Source organism: Sphingomonas sp. FG14 (assembly GCF_057809675.1).
On the sequence record NZ_JBMDKK010000007.1, the window covers coordinates 13931 to 30143 of the forward strand.

16 protein-coding genes and 1 pseudogene are annotated in these 16213 nt (G+C 64.8%); 7 read left to right on the forward strand and 10 right to left on the reverse strand.

The window, feature by feature from the left end:
* Positions 1-50: 50 nt before the first annotated feature.
* The 5 genes from ACODTA_RS18755 to coxB all read right to left on the reverse strand — a co-directional run bounded on the left by ACODTA_RS18755 (position 51) and on the right by coxB (position 6166).
* Positions 51-1955 carry an AsmA family protein gene (locus tag ACODTA_RS18755; protein ID WP_489067507.1) on the reverse strand — a complete coding sequence of 635 codons (1905 nt, stop codon included), beginning with the start codon at positions 1953-1955 and terminating at the stop codon, positions 51-53.
* Positions 1956-2062: 107 nt separating this feature from the next.
* Positions 2063-2260 carry a CsbD family protein gene (locus ACODTA_RS18760; RefSeq protein ID WP_489067508.1) on the reverse strand — a complete coding sequence of 66 codons (198 nt, stop codon included), beginning with the start codon at positions 2258-2260 and terminating at the stop codon, positions 2063-2065.
* A 152-nt stretch (positions 2261-2412) separates the two neighbouring features.
* Positions 2413-2697, reverse strand: a complete 285-nt coding sequence (locus tag ACODTA_RS18765; protein WP_489067509.1) for a hypothetical protein — start codon at positions 2695-2697, stop codon at positions 2413-2415.
* Positions 2694-5213 (reverse strand): cbb3-type cytochrome c oxidase subunit I, encoded by a 2520-nt coding sequence (locus tag ACODTA_RS18770; protein WP_489067510.1) that lies wholly within the window; start codon positions 5211-5213, stop codon positions 2694-2696. The genes ACODTA_RS18765 and ACODTA_RS18770 overlap by 4 nt, the downstream gene beginning before the upstream one ends.
* Complete coding sequence (gene coxB / locus ACODTA_RS18775; protein WP_489067511.1) at positions 5210-6166, reverse strand: cytochrome c oxidase subunit II; 957 nt, start codon at positions 6164-6166, stop codon at positions 5210-5212. Before coxB ends, ACODTA_RS18770 begins: the two co-directional genes overlap by 4 nt.
* 491 nt (positions 6167-6657) lie before the next feature.
* On the opposite strand from coxB, the pseudogene ACODTA_RS18780 reads away from it, so the two are divergent.
* Positions 6658-6855 (forward strand): annotated as a pseudogene (locus ACODTA_RS18780) (c-type cytochrome); the annotation flags it as partial.
* A 22-nt stretch (positions 6856-6877) separates the two neighbouring features.
* On the opposite strand, the gene ACODTA_RS18785 reads toward ACODTA_RS18780, so the two are convergent.
* Genes ACODTA_RS18785 through ACODTA_RS18800 form a run of 4 tightly spaced genes read right to left on the reverse strand, consistent with a single transcriptional unit; the run spans position 6878 to position 10018 of the window.
* A complete protein-coding gene (locus ACODTA_RS18785) occupies positions 6878-7546 on the reverse strand; it encodes a cytochrome b (protein WP_489067512.1) in 669 nt (222 codons plus the stop codon).
* Positions 7543-8250, reverse strand: coding sequence for a cytochrome c oxidase assembly protein (locus tag ACODTA_RS18790; protein ID WP_489067513.1), 708 nt, complete (start codon positions 8248-8250; stop codon positions 7543-7545). Before ACODTA_RS18790 ends, ACODTA_RS18785 begins: the two co-directional genes overlap by 4 nt.
* Entirely contained in the window at positions 8247-9587 is a 1341-nt protein-coding gene (locus tag ACODTA_RS18795) for a PQQ-dependent sugar dehydrogenase (RefSeq protein WP_489067514.1), read from the reverse strand. The genes ACODTA_RS18790 and ACODTA_RS18795 overlap by 4 nt, the downstream gene beginning before the upstream one ends.
* On the reverse strand, positions 9584-10018 hold the full coding sequence (locus ACODTA_RS18800; RefSeq protein WP_489067696.1) for a DUF2231 domain-containing protein: 435 nt from the start codon (positions 10016-10018) through the stop codon (positions 9584-9586). Before ACODTA_RS18800 ends, ACODTA_RS18795 begins: the two co-directional genes overlap by 4 nt.
* Positions 10019-10159: 141 nt before the next feature.
* Between ACODTA_RS18800 and ACODTA_RS18805 the strand changes: the two genes are divergently transcribed.
* The 6 genes from ACODTA_RS18805 (at position 10160) to ACODTA_RS18830 (ending at position 15306) form a co-directional block, all read left to right on the forward strand.
* Complete coding sequence (locus tag ACODTA_RS18805) at positions 10160-10768, forward strand: DedA family protein (RefSeq protein ID WP_489067515.1); 609 nt, start codon at positions 10160-10162, stop codon at positions 10766-10768.
* A gap of 74 nt (positions 10769-10842) precedes the next feature.
* Entirely contained in the window at positions 10843-11964 is a 1122-nt protein-coding gene (locus tag ACODTA_RS18810) for an App1 family protein phosphatidate phosphatase (RefSeq protein WP_489067516.1), read from the forward strand.
* Between the two features lie 51 nt (positions 11965-12015).
* Positions 12016-12990 carry a cation diffusion facilitator family transporter gene (locus ACODTA_RS18815; RefSeq protein WP_489067517.1) on the forward strand — a complete coding sequence of 325 codons (975 nt, stop codon included), beginning with the start codon at positions 12016-12018 and terminating at the stop codon, positions 12988-12990.
* Positions 12991-13099: 109 nt separating this feature from the next.
* Complete coding sequence (locus tag ACODTA_RS18820; protein WP_489067518.1) at positions 13100-13660, forward strand: CC0125/CC1285 family lipoprotein; 561 nt, start codon at positions 13100-13102, stop codon at positions 13658-13660.
* A 586-nt stretch (positions 13661-14246) separates the two neighbouring features.
* Positions 14247-14972, forward strand: coding sequence for a class I SAM-dependent methyltransferase (locus tag ACODTA_RS18825; RefSeq protein ID WP_489067519.1), 726 nt, complete (start codon positions 14247-14249; stop codon positions 14970-14972).
* Positions 14973-15105: 133 nt separating this feature from the next.
* The gene (locus tag ACODTA_RS18830) at positions 15106-15306 is read left to right on the forward strand and encodes a hypothetical protein (protein ID WP_489067520.1); all 201 of its coding nucleotides are present in this window, start codon (positions 15106-15108) and stop codon (positions 15304-15306) included.
* Positions 15307-15780: 474 nt separating this feature from the next.
* On the opposite strand, the gene ACODTA_RS18835 is transcribed toward ACODTA_RS18830, so the two are convergent.
* The gene (locus ACODTA_RS18835; protein ID WP_489067521.1) at positions 15781-15939 is read right to left on the reverse strand and encodes a hypothetical protein; all 159 of its coding nucleotides are present in this window, start codon (positions 15937-15939) and stop codon (positions 15781-15783) included.
* Positions 15940-16213: the final 274 nt, after the last annotated feature.

A 16213-nucleotide genomic window follows, 5' to 3' on the forward strand; every position in this document is an offset into this window, starting at 1 on the left:
TCCTGAACGTCGATGCGTCGGCGCGGGTTCCGCAGGACGTGAGCGGCGGCTCAGCGGAGCGCGATGCTGGACAGCCGAGAGCAGTTCATCGGAGGCGAGGTCGATATCGATTTGGTTTCAGCGGCTTTCTTGCGAAGTCCGAGCGCGGCGCCGATCGATCGGCCAACCGTGCGAAGCATGCCCTTGTCGTCACCGTCCTCCAACCGGGCCGGGTTGAAGGTGATCGCCGGATCCGAGAGCGTGCCTTTCACGCGCACCGGATCGACGAGTGCCAGTGCCGGCTTGTCCGTCGACGCGCCGTTGATCGCGAGAAGCAATGTCTCGCCATCGAGATTGATCTGGCCTCGACCGCTCCCCCGCGAGACGTCCGTTTCGACGAGGAGCGGAGCGGGGCGCAGGACGCCGTCTCGTGCCTCGAACGCAAGGATCGCGCAACGCAGCGGCACCATCGCCTCGCCGTCGCGGAGGGACTGGCCGATCGCTCCGCCCAGATCCTGTCCCAGGACGAATGCGGCCGCGCGATTCATCGCGCCCTGGCGGGCGACAAAGGCGATCTTGCCGTTGCCGTTCGCGAAAGCCTGCCGGATCGTATCGCCACGCCCGGTGATCCGGACGAGGCCACGCAGCGGTCCCTGGATCTTGTCAGGCTGTCCGACCAGCGTTCCCAGCGTCGTCCCGTCGATGCGCAATTCGGTCGAAAGCACGGGTACGGCGCGGGTGGAATCGACCTTCACCCAACCCTTCAATTGGCCGGACTCGAGACCGGCGACCGCATTGTCCAGCTTGAGCACATGGTGGTCCAGCCTGAGATCACCCTTCAGGCTTCGAAAGACGGAGCCGCCCTTGACCAGAAGGCGGTCGATCGAAAAGCGGATCACACCATCGGTCGGCCCCATCTTGCTCAGGTTGATGCGCGTGTCAGGGATCACGCGCTTGCCGATCCGGGCTTCCTTCGCCCGCGCTTCGGCAAGGCCGGCATCGTCCGCCAGATCGTCGAAATCGAGCTGGGCCGCCTGCATCCTGGCATCGATCCTGGTTCTTGTCTGGCGTTTCAGGATGCTGGCGTCCGCACGCAATCGCGAGCGGCCGATGGTTCCCTCCAGTGCGTCCACGAACCAGTCGCGGTCCTTGTGCCGGACATTCGCGCGAAGGTTGATCGGCTGGGTTCCGAACAGGCCGGCTTCGATCACATGGTCGAGCTGCTTGAGGCTGTTGCCGCGTGCGTGGAGTCTCATGCGCATGTCGCGGACATTGAGTGCGCCCGCCATGGTCCCGCGCGCGTCAAGATCGAGGATGTCGGACGCCAATCTCGCGCTGAAGGGCCAGTCCGGCTGGCCGCCCGTGCCGGCCAGCCCTCCGCCGCTCGCACTCAGGCGCGCGGGCGCGCCGTTGAATCGGCCGGAGGCGCTGACCGAAAGACCGGCCCGCGGACCGGCGGCGAATATGCCTGTCAGCTCGAGGCGCCGCTTCGCATCGCGAAGCGAAAAGCGGCCGTTCTCGATGGTCAATTGCCTCAACCGGGGCGGTGAGTGATCGCCTCCCGGACTGTCTTCGCCATTCGGCGCCCAGTTGCTATTGCCTTTCGCATCACGGACGAGGGTGAGTTCCACACCTTTGACGTGCAGGGATTGCGGCGCGACATCTCCGGTCAGTAGCGAGAAGATGGGGATATGCGCGCTTGCCTGCGATATCTTGAGAAACGCGCCCTTGCCCGCCCATGCCGGTTGGCCGATGCGCAGGTCGCGAACGATGATTTCCGGGGTGAAGGAAAAGGCCCCCCGACGCGATAATCCGCCCAGCACGACAGGTGCCTGGAAATGCTCGGACAGGCGGCGTTCGGCGACCCCGCGTAGAATTCCAACCGGAAAGCTGGCTGCGCCGAGCAGCGCGACAGCCACGCCCCCAACGACGAATGCCGAGAGGATCGCATACCGGCGGGAGGCTGTTTTCGTCATCTACCCCCTCGCTGTCATGGAAGGAATTCGCAGACACCAGCGAGCATCAAATGTACACAAAAGCCCGCGCAGTATCATGCGCGGGCTTTTGTTCATTTCATAGTCAGTCAGTAGGTATTTTCGAAATCATCGATTTCCCGCTCGGCGTCGTCCTGCGCCTTGCCATATTTTTCCTGAATCTTGCCGGCGAGAATTTTGCGGCTCCCGTTGATCTGGTCGATCTCGTCATTGGTGAGCTCTCCCCACTTCTTCTGGACGTGGCCCTTTACCTGCTCCCAATTGCCTTTGATCGTGTCGCTGTTCATGATCATCTCCATTTGCCGGAACATTGACGAAACGCGAGGCTGAATAGAACGTTCCTGTAAATCGCGTTTGCTGACCCTCGAATGCTCACGACTCCACGCCACGCATCCAGCCGGCAGTGAGTTTCGGATCTTCCCGGCGCAGTGCCATCCAGTCAGATAATGGACGGCAGCGATTGCCAGATGATGGCGATCGCGGACAGCAAGGCTTCGGCAGCGACCAGTGAGCGCCGCCAGCGGTCGAACTCGGTGTCGATCGATATCGACAAGGCCCATCGCAGGACCGCGATGTCGCCGATCAGCGCCGCCAAGGTGAGCATGCCGATGGCCAGCCGCGCGGCCTCCGTCTCGCCTGCGAATTCGCCGATGATGTAGAGTGCGAGGAAGTGGGCAGCCCAAATGAGGAGTCCGCCGAGCAGCAGTGACCAGCCACCCTTCATCCTGCCAGCCTTGCGATGAGGCTGCCGGCAAGACCCTGACACGCCGCGTAGCCGATGAAAAGTGCGGCAAGATCGACCGTGTTGCTGCGTGGTCGAGCGAGCGCCTGCTTTGTCGCTTTGGCGGCGACGAACCCTGCCATTAGCAGGCCAATCGCAACAAGCGTTGCATGCAGCGCCAGCAGGGCATGGACGACGGCCGCCTGGCCGCTGACATGGGGGGCGATGGTTTCGCGCCAGGCATTCCAGTCGATCCAGCTCGCGACGCCGGTGGAGAACACCGCCGCCGCAAGCAATGCGGCAGCGCCGGAGGGCGCGCGCGCGAGCACGGGCCGCGAAACGGTAGCCAGGACGATGCCGCCCGCGTGCAGCGCATAGGCGGCCCATCCACCGGCCAGGGGCGGTGGCGGCACCCAATAATCACCCTGGTTTGCCATCAGATAGAGCAGCGAGAAGATCGCCATCAGAAAAACCATCCCCATGACGACGATGAGCACGATCATGGCCCACCAGCCATGGCTGCTTGGTCCCGTGACATAGGTGGGCACGCGGATGCCGGCGCCGATATCGACGCTCTTCTCCTTCACCGGCCGATCGGTTTCCCAAAGCCAGCGCAAGGTGGCGAGCGTGGCGAACACGCCGCTGGCGGCGCCAAAGACATAGGCCTGGACGGTGAGCGCCAGGAAGAATCCGGCGGTGAATATGGCGGCCGCGAACGGCCAGACGGATGGCCCCGGCATGATCTGCAGATATTGCGGCTCTGCGAGAAGTGGACTGGTCACGATCGTCTCGCGCCTGCCGGTCGCGGATCGTGGCAGGAAATAGCGGCCTGCCGCGACATCGTCGCAGATGCCCGGCTGGTCCCAGAGCGGCTCGCGACTGTGGACGACCGGGATCGAGCGCGTCGAGTAGAGCGCGCTCGGCAGCCATTCGAGCGTGCCGCCGCCATAGACGTTGCCGGCATTGCCCTCCGCCGGGGCGGGCCGGAAATTGCGGATCAGGTCGATCACGAACAGCAGCACGCCGGCCGCAAGCATGAAGGCGCCGAAAGTGGAGATCAGGTTCGGCAGATCCCAGCCACGATCGGGAAGATAGGTATAGACCCGGCGCGGCATGCCCATCAGCCCTGCCAGATGCATCGGCATGAAGGCGATGTTCATGCCGATGAACATCAGAGCGAACACCCAGCGGCCGAGCCGCTCCGATAGCGCCCGCTTGGAGACCATCGGGATCCAGTAATAGAAGGCGGCGAACAGCGGGAAGACCATGCCGCCGATCAGCACGTAATGGAGATGGGCGACGATGAAATAGCTGTCATGCGCCTGCCAATCGAAGGGCACCATCGCGACCATCACGCCGGTGAGCCCGCCGGTCACGAACACCAGCAGCGCACCGATCACGAACAGCGCGGGCGTGGAGAAACTGCGCCGGCCGACCGCGATCGTCGCGATCCACGAGAAGACCTGGATGCCGGCGGGCACACTCACCGCCATCGACGCGGCGGAAAAGAAGCCGTTCGACATCGGGGGCATGCCGATCGCAAACATGTGATGTGCCCAGACACCGAAACTGATGAAGCCCGTCGCCAGCATGGCGAGCACGATCAGGCGATAGCCGACCAGCTCGGCGCGCGAGACGGATGCGACGATCATCGAGAGCATCCCGGCCGCAGGCAGGAAGATGATGTAGACCTCCGGGTGACCGAAGAACCAGAAGAGATGCTGCCACAACACCGGGTCTCCGCCGCGCGTCGCGTCGAAGAAGGGCCAGTTGAACGCACGCTCGATCTCGAGCAGCAAGGTGGCGAGGATCACGCTGGGAAAGGCGATGATGATCATCCCCGCGAACACCAGCATCGCCCAGGCGAAGATCGGCATCCGGTCGAGGCTCATGTTCGGCGCGCGCGTGCGCAGCACGCCGACGATGATCTCGATGGCGCCGGCGATCGCGGAAATCTCGATGAAACCGATGCCAAGCAGCCAGAAGTCGGTGTTGATCCCGGGCGAATAGGCCTTGGACGTCAGCGGCGGATACATGAACCACCCCCCGTCCGGGGCCAGCCCGACGAAGAGCGAGGCGAAGAAGCAGAGCCCGCCCACGGCATAGGCCCAGAAAGCATAGGCGGAGAGGCGGGGGAAAGGCAGGTCGCGCGCGGCGAGCATCTGCGGCAGCAGCAGCACGCCGGCGGCCTCGACGGCCGGCACCGCGAACAGGAACATCATCACCGTGCCATGCATGGTGAAGACCTGATTGTACGTGGCCTGCGGCAGTATCTCGAGCAAGGGCGCAGCGAGCTGGACGCGCATCAGCAGCGCAAGCACGCCCGCCAGCAGGAAGAACAGGAATGCGGTGCCGAGATAATAGACGCCGACATAATTGTTGTTGACGACGGTCAGATATTCCCAGCCCCTGGGCGCGCACCAGATCCGCTCCAGTTCCTCCACTTCGCCCTTCGGACGCGCCTCCTTCGTGGGGAAGCGGTCGTAGAGCGCGTGGTCGAAGCCGGTTTCCGACTTCACTTCAGGCTGCCCATATAATCGGTGATTGCGCGGAGTTCGTCGGCGGGAAGCTGGCGATAGGCGGGCATGCGATTGCCGGGCTTCAACGCCTGGCTGTCGGCGATCCAGCGGCTGAGCGTTGGGCGGTCATTGGGCAGGATGCCCGCACCCAGCGAACGACGTGACGCGATATGGCTGAGATCGGGCCCGGCAAGGCCGTTGGCGGTGGTGCCGCTGACTGCATGGCAGGCCGCACAGCCGCGTTGCTCGAACAACTGCCGGCCAGTGCTCTGCGCGGGACGGGCGGGCGCGGCCCTTGCGGCCTGCCAGCGCACGAAATCCGCGGGCGCATGCGCGATCACCACAAAGCCCATCAGCGCATGCGGGCCGCCGCAATATTCGGCGCATTGGCCGGCATAAACGCCCGGCGCATCGGCCTGGATGCGCAACCGGTTGGTGCGGCCGGGGATCATGTCCATCTTGCCGCCGAGGCGAGGGATCCAGAAGCTGTGGACGACGTCGGCCGATGCGAGCTCGACCATCACGGGCCGACCGACCGGGATATGCAGTTCGTTGGCGTCGCGGATGTGCTCGCGTCCGTTCTCGTCGAGATAGGCGACACGCCACCACCACATCTCGCCCGTTACCTGCACGCGCATTTCGCCCGCGATCGGATCGGTTGCCGAAAGCCGGCTGGTCAATGTCAGCCCCCAGATCAGCAGGGCGGTCAGAACGATCACAGGAACGGCGAAACCGCCGATCCAGATCGCGCGATCACCGCCCAGCCGGCGTTTGAGCGCCGGGCCGCCCCAGATGGCGATCGCAAGTGCGGCGATCACGACAGCGAGCACCCCGAACCCGCCGAGCAGAAGCACCCAGGCGAGCCGCGTTACGGGTTCGGAATACGGACCTGCGGGGTCGAGCACCGGCGGCGGCCAGCCGGACAGCGCGCGCGCAAGACGGTCGGCGTTCATCGAATGGCGCGCATATGGGGGGCTCCTTCGCGCGCCATCAGCCCCGTCAAGATTGCCCCACGCCTCAATGCCACCCTTTCGGTAATCGTTACGCAGGGGGAACCGGTGCGGAGCGCGAACGGTTCCGTGATGCGATGCTGCGCACCCTGGTTTTTCCTTTGCTTGCAGCCATGGCTGTCATGGCCTGTGCGCCGCAGGCGCCGGAGGAAGACCTGTTTTCCGCCTCCGGCGAGGTGATCGCGTTCGGTGGCGGCGATGCCGGCCCGGCCGCGGCCTGCATGCGGTGCCATGGCCTGAGCGGCGAGGGTGATGGCGGCGCGACCCCGCGGCTCGCGGGGCTCGATCCGGGCTATGTCCACCGCCAGCTCGACGATTATGCGAACGGCCGGCGCGAACATGCCTTGATGCGCGCGATCGTGCGGCGGTTGGATGGCGAGGCGCGGGCGCGCGTCTCGGCCTATTATGCCGGGCTGGATTTCCAGGGGACGGAGATGGAGGACTCGGAGAACCCGGAAGGCGCCGCGCTCTATCTGCATGGCGATCCCGCGCGCGGGCTTCGGCCCTGTGCACAGTGTCATGGCGTTGCCGGGGAAGGTGTCGGTCCGGGCAATCCGCCGCTCGGTCGTCAGCCCGCCGCCTACCTGGCCGGGCAGCTCGACGCCTGGCGGACGGGGCGTCGGCACAATGATCCGCTCGGCGAGATGCGCGAGATCAGCCGCCGGCTGTCCGCGGTCGAGATCCGCGCGGTATCGCGCTACGCGGCGGGCCTTCCCGGGCTTCGTCCTCCGGCAGTTCGGGCAGCATCCCCAGCAGCACATCGTGACGATCCCAGAAATGATGCTTCAGCGCAGCGCCGACATGGATCGGGATCATGACGATCAGCAACAGGATCAGCGCGACATGGATGGCCTCCGACCAGTCGAGGACCAGCCATTGCAGCGATTTGGCGAGCGAATGGAATGGCATTTGCGGCCATGGGATGAGGCCCGCGATACTGAGCGGCGATCCATCGCCCAATGCCGACCACATCGCCCAACCGCTCAAGGGCAGGCCGAAGAAGCAGATATAGAAAAGGATATGGGTGATATGCGCCGCCCATGTCTGCCAGCCCAGCCGGTCCGCATCGTTGATCGGACCGGGCACGATCAGCCGCCAGATCGCGCGCAGCGCAGCCAACACGAACATCAGCAGGCCGAGCTCGGCATGGACGCGATAGGCGTCGAGCTTGTCGTTCCCTACCGGCATCCGGCTCATCGACCAGCCCCAATAGAGTTGAAAGCTGATCAGCGCGGCCATCGTCCAGTGAAAAGCCTGGCCGACCGGCGAATAGCGGCGCTCGGCGGTGTGGCGCAGCGCCCATGCGCGGATCGCCTTGATCATGCGGCCGCTTCTTCCGATCGGGGCGCGAGCGCACGCCAGGCGATGCCGAGCGCCGCTGCGAGATAGAGCCCCGCAGCCGGAGCCCACATGATCAGGCCCGCGAGCTGCTGGTCCTCGATCGGGTCCCAGCCCCAGGCGTAGGTGGTCAGCAGGTGTGGCGCGTACAGCGCGTTTCCGGCGAAAGTCAGCAGTGCGCCGAGCAGGCCCATCGCCACCATCGTCACAAGCAGGGTCGCGACCGCGGCCGGTGCGCCGGCGGTGCGGATCGCGGCCCAGAACCAGGTCGCGCTCGCGAGCAGCGCGACCTGCAACATCCAGAAGGTCGCGTCGTCGGACAGCGCCGCCGCATAGAGGGCGGGCCAGTGCCAACCGTAGAAGATCAGGATCGAAACCGCGGTCGTCGGAATGAGCGCGCCGGCCCGCAGATCGAATGCACGGACCAGCAGCGGTGCCGCCACGCCCACTAGCGCGACATGATGTGCGACGCGCGCCGAGAACAGCGCGCTGGTCAACGCGCAGAGCGGAGAGACGAACAGCAATGCCAGCAGAAGCAATCCGATGGTGAAGGCCGTGCGATCCCGTGCCTTCCGCCAGCCGAGCAGGGCGGCCAGCAGCAATATAGAAATCAGTACCGGATCACCGTTCCACCGCGTCAGCCAAATGCCGGGATCCGGCGCAGCGCCGCAATAAGGCGTCCAGATCATGATGCTCCCGGGCGTGTTGGCGTTGCGGCCGGGGTCGCTGCCGCCGCAGCTCCCGTCGGCGCCACGCGCCAGACGGTGTTGGACAGATCATCCGCGATCAGCAGTGCGCGGGTGCGCACATCGAAAGTCACGCCGACCGGCCGGCCGCGCGCCTTGCCGCCCTCAATGAAGCCGGTCACGAAATCCCGAGGCTTGCCCGCCGGTCGGCCGCCGGCAAAGGGCACCCAGACCACCTTGTATCCCGCCAGGTCCTGCCGGTTCCAGCTGCCGTGCTGTCCGACGAAAGCGCCGTCGCCGAAGCCCGGGAAATTGCCTTGCGGCATGAAGCTGAGCCCGAGGGCTGCGACATGCGATCCCAGCGCATAATCGGGCGTCAGCGCGCGCGCGACCATGTCGGGCTTCTGGGGACGGACGCGTGGATCGACGTTGCGACCCCAATAGCTGTAAGGCCAGCCATAGAATCCGCCCGGCCGCACCGCTGTCAGATAATCCGGCACGAGCTGCGGCCCCAGTTCATCGCGCTCATTCACCACTGCCCAGACCGCGCCCTGCCAGGGGTCGATCGCCAGCGCGGTGGGATTGCGGATGCCCGATGCATAGACGCTGCGCGCGCCGGTCGCCCGGTCGATCTCCCAGATAACCGCGCGATCCTCCTCGATCGCCATGCCGCGTTCGCCGACATTGCTGTTCGATCCGATGCCGACATAGAGTTTTGTGCCGTCGGCGCTGGCGGTCAGCGCCTTGGTCCAGTGATGGTTGACGCGCGACGGCAATTTGGTGACCTCGCGGCCCGGCGCGGTGATGCTGGTCTGGCCATCGGCGTAGGGGAAGGCGAGCAAAGCGCCCTGATTGGCGACGTAGAGCGTGCCGTCGACCAGCGCCAGACCATAGGGCGCATCGAGCTTGTCGATGAATACCGTCTTCGTCTCGGCGCGTCCGTCGCCATCGGCGTCACGCAGCAGCGTGATGCGATTGCCGCCCTTCACGCTCGTCTTGCCCAGGCTCTTGATATAGCCCGCGATCAGGTCCTTGGGGCGCAGCTTGGGTGCGTTGCCGCCCGATCCTTCGGCAACCAGAACGTCGCCATTGGGCAGGACGAGCATCTGGCGGGGAATCTTCAGGTCGGTCGCCAGCGCGGTGATCGCAAACCCCTTGGGCACTGTCGGGGTCGCGCCGTTCCAAGGTGTCTGGCGCGCGATCTTCATCGGCGGGACGAGCGTCTGGTCGCGTTCCGGCAGGCGCGGATCGGGGCCGGTCTGGTCCAGCGCCGGGCCGCTGCCGCCACACGCGGCGAGTGTGAGCAGAAGCGCAATCGATAGGGGCGAGCGGATGGTCATCGTGCGCTCCTCCCGACGCCGCGCGTCGAAAAGGCGATCCATCCGGCGGTGAGCGCGAGCAGCGCCGACAACAGCGACAGGATCAAGCCGATGGTGCCGACCGAACTCCATCCGTCACCGCTATGCTTGAAGGCATTGATCAGCCCCAGGATCCACATCGCGGCGACGACCACGAGATAGGCAAGCGCGCGGCGGTGGAGGGGCGCGCGCCGCAGCCGCACGCTGTTGATCAGCGCCCAGAGCAGGACCGGGCCGCCAAACAGCAGCGCACCCGCATTCAGCCAGCTGGAGAAGTTCGTCCACTGGATTTCCGCAGTGTTGAGATAGGTGATGTCGCTTGCGAGCCCAGCCGGGAACAACGCGACAGGAAAGGCCAGCAATATCGCATGAAGCGGATGCGGACCGATTCTCGATTGCATCTCGGTGGTCATCGCCATCTCCCGTAGCGCGGCGAAGGCCGGCACCATCGCGAAACAATCCTCGAGATCAGCCAATGGTTTCATGGGCGACGCAGAACCTGTTGCCGGCCTTGCGCGTTGATGCGCCATTGATCGGACGAGGCGAGCGCGCGCATGACCGAATGGATCACCGGCCTGATGGAGGATATGGGGTATCTCGGCATCGTATTGCTGATGTTCCTCGAGAACCTGTTTCCTCCGCTTCCATCCGAAGTGATCATGCCGATGGCCGGCTTCACCGCGAGCGGCGGAGAGTTGAGCCTGGCGGGGGTGTTGATCGCGGGCACGGCGGGAACGCTGTCCGGTGCGCTCTTCTGGTACGGCGTCGCGCGCTGGCTCGGCGAGAAGCGGCTGAAACGCTGGGCTGGCCGTCATGGTCGCTGGATCACCCTGTCGCCCAAGGATATCGACGCGCTCGACCAATGGTTCGCGGCGCACAGCCGCTGGGCGGTGCCGGTTGGTCATCTGGTTCCCGGCATCCGCACCTTGATCTCGATCCCCGCAGGCATCTTCGGCATGGGGCTGCCGCGTTTCATGCTGCTGACCCTCGCCGGCGCAGGCGCCTGGACGAGCGCCCTCGGCCTGGCAGGCTATGCGCTTGGCAGCCGCTATGAAGAGGTCGAGCGCTATCTGGGACCGGCCAGCACCGCGATCATGGCGGTGATCCTGCTTTGGTATCTTTATCGCGTCGCGACATTTCCGGGCGCGCGCGAACGCGCATGACCGGGCGATCCGCCTTTTGCGGTACGGCGCGGATCGCCGGGGAACCTGATGGTGCTGCTCCGGTTTCAGCAGGAATGACAGTCGCGGATCGATTCCGGCAATTCATCCACGCGAGCGCGGTCGAACTCGAGGCGGATATCGACCGGCTCCAGAATTTCCTTGCCGGAGACGCGCATGGCGAGCGTGTCCGGATGCTCGCTTATGCGGGTTATCGCAATGGTGCGGAGATGCGGGTGAGCGGGCGTATCGTCCGATATGCCGAGCCATTGAAGACCGGCCGCTCGACCTGGTCGAAGGCGCGCGCGATGATGGCGATCTACAACAGCCACGAGGTCGCGGGCGTGGCTGTTCGCTGCGCGTTCAAGGGCGAGCAGCACGATGCCGTGAGCGACGAGGAGGGATATTTCCATTTCTCCCTCCCCGTCGACCGCCCGTTGCCCTCGGCCACAATATGGGAGGCTGCCACGCTTTCGACACCGGGACGCCAGATGCAGGCGGCATCGGTGGCGGTTCCGATCCTCGCACCGGGTGTCGATGACCGCTGGGGCATTATCTCGGACATCGACGACACCGTGATCGAGACCGGCCCGACCAACTTCCTCAAGAATTGGCGACGCGTCTTCGCCGAGCGCCCCGGAGACAGGCTGGCCGTGCCCGGAGCGGCCAGCCTTTATGGCGTGATCGCGGGCAATCACGCCGCGCCGACCCGGCCATTCTTCTATGTTTCATCGAGCCCGTGGAATCTCTACGGCTTCCTGACGGAGTTCATGGAGCTCAACCGGATTCCGCACGGCCCGATGTTCCTGAAGGATATCGGCATCGATCCGGCCAAGTTCATCAAGACCGGGCATGACACGCACAAGCTCGCCTCGATCGAGACCATCCTGGCCTTTTATCCCGATCATCGCTTCCTGCTGATGGGGGATAACGGCCAGATGGACGTCGAGATCTATGCGCGAGCGGTCCGGCAGTTCGGCGAGCGCATCGCCGCGATCTTCATACGCGACGTGGCCGGCGACTGCTCGAGAGGCGCCAAGGCGGAAGCGCTGGCTGAGATCTCGCGGGCCGGCGTGGCGACCTATTGCGCGGGTGGTTTCGAGGATGCCGTCGATACGCTGGCAGCACTCGGTCTTGCCCGGCCGGTGGAAGTCGCCAAGGCGGCGGGCGAGGTACCCGTGCCGCCCACCGATGCGTGACCCGGAAACGGGCGATGCCGCGATGCGGCGACCAGGCCATGGCATCATGCGATGACCGGTCCGAGCGAGCGCGGCGTTGCCGCCCATATCAAGACCAACATCGTCCTTTATGGCGCGCTGACCGCCAATCTGGGGATCGCCGTCGCGAAGTTCACGGCGGCGGCGATCAGCGGATCCTCGTCGATGTTGTCAGAGGGTGTTCATTCGCTCGTCGATAGCGGCAACCAACTGCTTCTCCTCTATGGCCAAGCCAAGGCGAGGCGACCGGCGGATGCCGCGCATCCCTTCGGTTACGGCCGGGAGCTTTATTTCTGGGCCTTTGTCGTCGCGATGCTGATCTTCGCGGTCGGCGCCGGCGTCTCGATCTACGAAGGCTGGCTCCACATCGCAGAGCCCGAGCCGCTGCGTGATCCGACGATCAATTATGTCGTGCTCGCCGTCGCATTTCTGCTCGAGGGCGGATCGTGGCTGATCGCCGTCCGCGAGTTCAATGCCGGGCGTGGCGGCATGGGCTGGTGGACCGCGATCCGGCGCTCCAAGGATCCGACCGGATTCATCGTGCTGTTCGAGGACAGTGCCGCATTGCTCGGCCTCGTCCTTGCGGGCACCGGGATATGGGCAAGCCATGCGACTGGCGATGCGCGACTGGATGGCGTCGCCTCGATCGCGATCGGTGCGATCCTGGCGGGCGTCGCGATGCTGCTGGCGCGCGAGGCGAAGGGGCTGCTGATCGGCGAAAGCGCGGATCAGAAGTTGGTCGCGGCGATCTGGGAGTGTGTCGAGCGCCGTGGCGAGATCAGCGCGGTCAACCATGTGCGGACCATCCACACCGCGCCCGACGCCGTTTTCGTCGCGATCAGCGCTGATTTCGAGGACAGCGTGACGATGGGGGACGGAGAAGCGCTGATCGAGGCGATCGAGGCCGATCTCAAGGGCCAGATGCCCCAGATCAGCTCGGTCTATATCCGGCCTGAGAAACGCGCCGATGCCGTCGTCCAAGCACGACCGCCTGGCCTCAATCGCTGACTTAACCCTGGACGGAACAATAGGCGGAGCGCGTGCATTGCGGAAAACAGCAAGGAATTCAGTGCGTCGACAATGGGCGGGGGGCGACGGCTGTTTATGGAGACCCCGCATGACCAGACTTCGCTCACTGCTGGCCGCGATCGGAACGATCGCATTGATATCCGGCTGCGCGACACCCACGCCCTATCAGCCGCTCGAACGCGGTTCGCGGACGAGCGGCGGCTATAGCGACCAGCGTATCGAGGCAAATCGCTACCGGGTCAGTTTCGCGGGCAACAGCATGACATCGCGCGAAACCGTCGAGACCTATCTGCTGTTCCGCGCGGCGGAACTGACGCTGGACCGGGGCTATGACTGGTTTGTCATGGCAGACCGCGACACTGAGCGGCGCAGCCGGACCTATGTCGACCGGCCGTTCTCTTCGGGCCCATGGGGATATTGGGGGCCGAGCTGGCGCTATTATGGCCGTGGCTTCGGCTGGCGGACCTGGGATCCCTTCTGGGGAGACCCATTCTGGGATCGCCAGATCGATATCCGCACTGTCGATCGTTACGAGGCTACAGCCGAGATCGTCATGGGGCGGGGACGCAAGCCCGGCAGCGAGTTGCGCGCTTTCGAAGCGCGGGACGTGCTCGGAAACCTCCGGTCCCGGATTGCGCTCCCGACATGAGCGGGAGTGCGGCACATATTGAATTCGCGCTGTTGCCACCCATATTCAAGTCATTGTTCAACAACGGAAAGGAGGTGGTCGAATGTCTCATTGTACCATGCCGCGCGAGGCGGCGCTCATGAGCTTGGCTTCCTTATCGGATGCCCGGCGCGTCTGAGCCGTCTTACAGGCAGGACAATGGAAGGGCCGCCCCGAAAGGGCGGCCCTTCGGTTATCCGCGATGTTTGTGCTTCGAGAAGGCAAGTGGCTTTAGCGGGGAGAGGGCCGCATTCCCGCCGTCCGACCAAGGCGGCCGGTGGTGTCCGGCGACAGTCCCGATACGCCTGTCATCGCCCGCCGGCGGGAACTTCAGGCCCGTCGTGACCTTGGCTCCAGGACCGGGATGGCTTGCGGAGCGCCCCCCGCGTCGGCCCTGCGCCGGCGCTCCTTCCCCATCCGGCGGGTGCCGTGCATTCTTTCTCCATGCTGCACATGCGAGGCGGTGGGCAGGGAGCCGGCCTGCTTCCGGACGGTGGCCGACCCTGGTCAGCGGCGGCGATGCGCATATGTCCAGCGCGTCGGGGCCATTCACGTACCGGGAGGGTTCGTGAACGGACGCTTTTCGAAGCCTTGCCGAGGGGCGATCGACCTTAGCCCGGATTGGATTGAACTTCGGACAGGGATGCGACGTTCACTGTCGGACCATCACATGAGACCGTTCATGGCCACCATCCCCGACGACACCGCCGCGCCAGGCAAGCCCTCCGGCCTGTTGCTTTCCCTTCGGCAATTCTTCCATGAGCCGCTGGCGATCGGTTCGGCCTTTCCGGCCTCCCGCCGCCTCGTGAGCCATCTGCTCGATCCGCTGGACTGGCCGAGGATCCGGACGGTGGTGGAATATGGGCCGGGCACTGGTCCCCTCACACGCGGCGCACTGGACAGAATGTCGCGGAGCAGTCGGTTGCTGGCGATGGACGTGAACGCGGACTTCACGGACTATCTTCGCCGGACGATCGCTGATCCGCGTCTGATTGCGGTTACCGCGTCTGCCGCGTCCGTCCGCGAGATCCTCGCCGAGCGCGGGCTGGGAAGCGCGGACCTCATCATCACCGGCATACCGTTTTCGACGCTTTCTCCAAGCGAGCGCGCGGATGTTCTCGACAGGAGCATGGAGATCATGAGCCCGGCGGGTACCTTTGCGGCATACCAGATGCGCGGCACGTTGGGGACGGACCTCGCCCGGCGTGTCCGGCAGATCCGCAGGTCCTATGTCTGGTGGAACATCCCGCCGTGCCGACTCTATTGGGCGAAAGGCCCCAACGTCTCGCGATGATCCGCGCGGGCAGGGGGCGAATTATCGACCGTGGTCCATTCTGAGCATGGGAACATATTGAGAACAAGCAGGTCCCCGTCTAGGCTGGCAACGCACCCGATTCGAGAGATCCGCAATGACGCCCTTTCATCAGATGATCGAAGCCATGAAGCCGACGCTTGCCAAAGACCAGCTTCGCGGCTTCAGCACCGCCGAGCTGGCCGACCGGTATTTCGAGCTGATCGAAGCCGGCATCAAGGGGCCGTCGACCGATGTGGTCATGATGGAGATCGAGATCGAGCGCCGCGGACTTTCGGCTGATGAACTCCTGGTGGGCCGCAAGCGGGCGGCCTGACGCTGTTTCGGAACCTCGCCCGCCGTGCTGGAGGATGCGACCAACCGCTTTCACAAGGCGAAGCTCGGCGACGAACCCGCACTCGAATTCGTCCCGGCCTGGCTCGGGAGTGCTCATGAGAACCGCGAAATATTCGATTTGGTTCTGGAGGTCGCGCACCGGCGAAGCCGGTCGCGTGCGGAATATGAGCGCTGCCCTCGACGGCATCTGCAGGACGGTGGGGAGAAGAGATTGTAATGGGGCTCGGCTCGGAGTTTGAGCCAGGTGATGGCGTCCATAACGCTCCGGCAGGCTGCCCAAGCCGCGCCGGGCCGAAAAAACCGACCGCCCCGGGAATAGCCGGGCCGGTGTCAGGGAATCCGTATTGGAAGACGCCTGGGTCACGCGGCGGAAATGGCGCGCCCCGGTCGTTCACATTGTACAGACACGACATCTGTGCCTTGCGTGATCGGGCGTCGGCAAGAAAAGCCGCGATCAGCGTCGCTGGCCCCCGGCCATCTTTTCGATGATCCTGGAATAGGCGGTGGCCATCGTTTCATGAAGCGTGCGGACACCGGGATGCGCCGCATCGGCCGCCATCTTCCGCTGCGTTTCAAGACGCCGCTGGTAATATTCGCGATTATTCTCAGCCATGGAATTGCTCCAGACATAAGCGGGAGCTTTCCAGTTACTCTCGGTCGCCGACACGCTCGGGCTGGAGACGGCGATAAACTAGCCTAGCGCGGATCAGCTGAAAAGGCGTATCATTCCGGCGCGCGAACGGACCGAGACATCCCGGGGAAATGCTGTGGCCTGCTTGTGCACCGTCGTGCGTTTATGCGGGAGCAGCTTTCGAAAGCTGGTGGCGGCACGCAGCAGATCCTGATGGTCAGGTTGGGATAGCCATGCAGGTGCTGTCGCGAATACC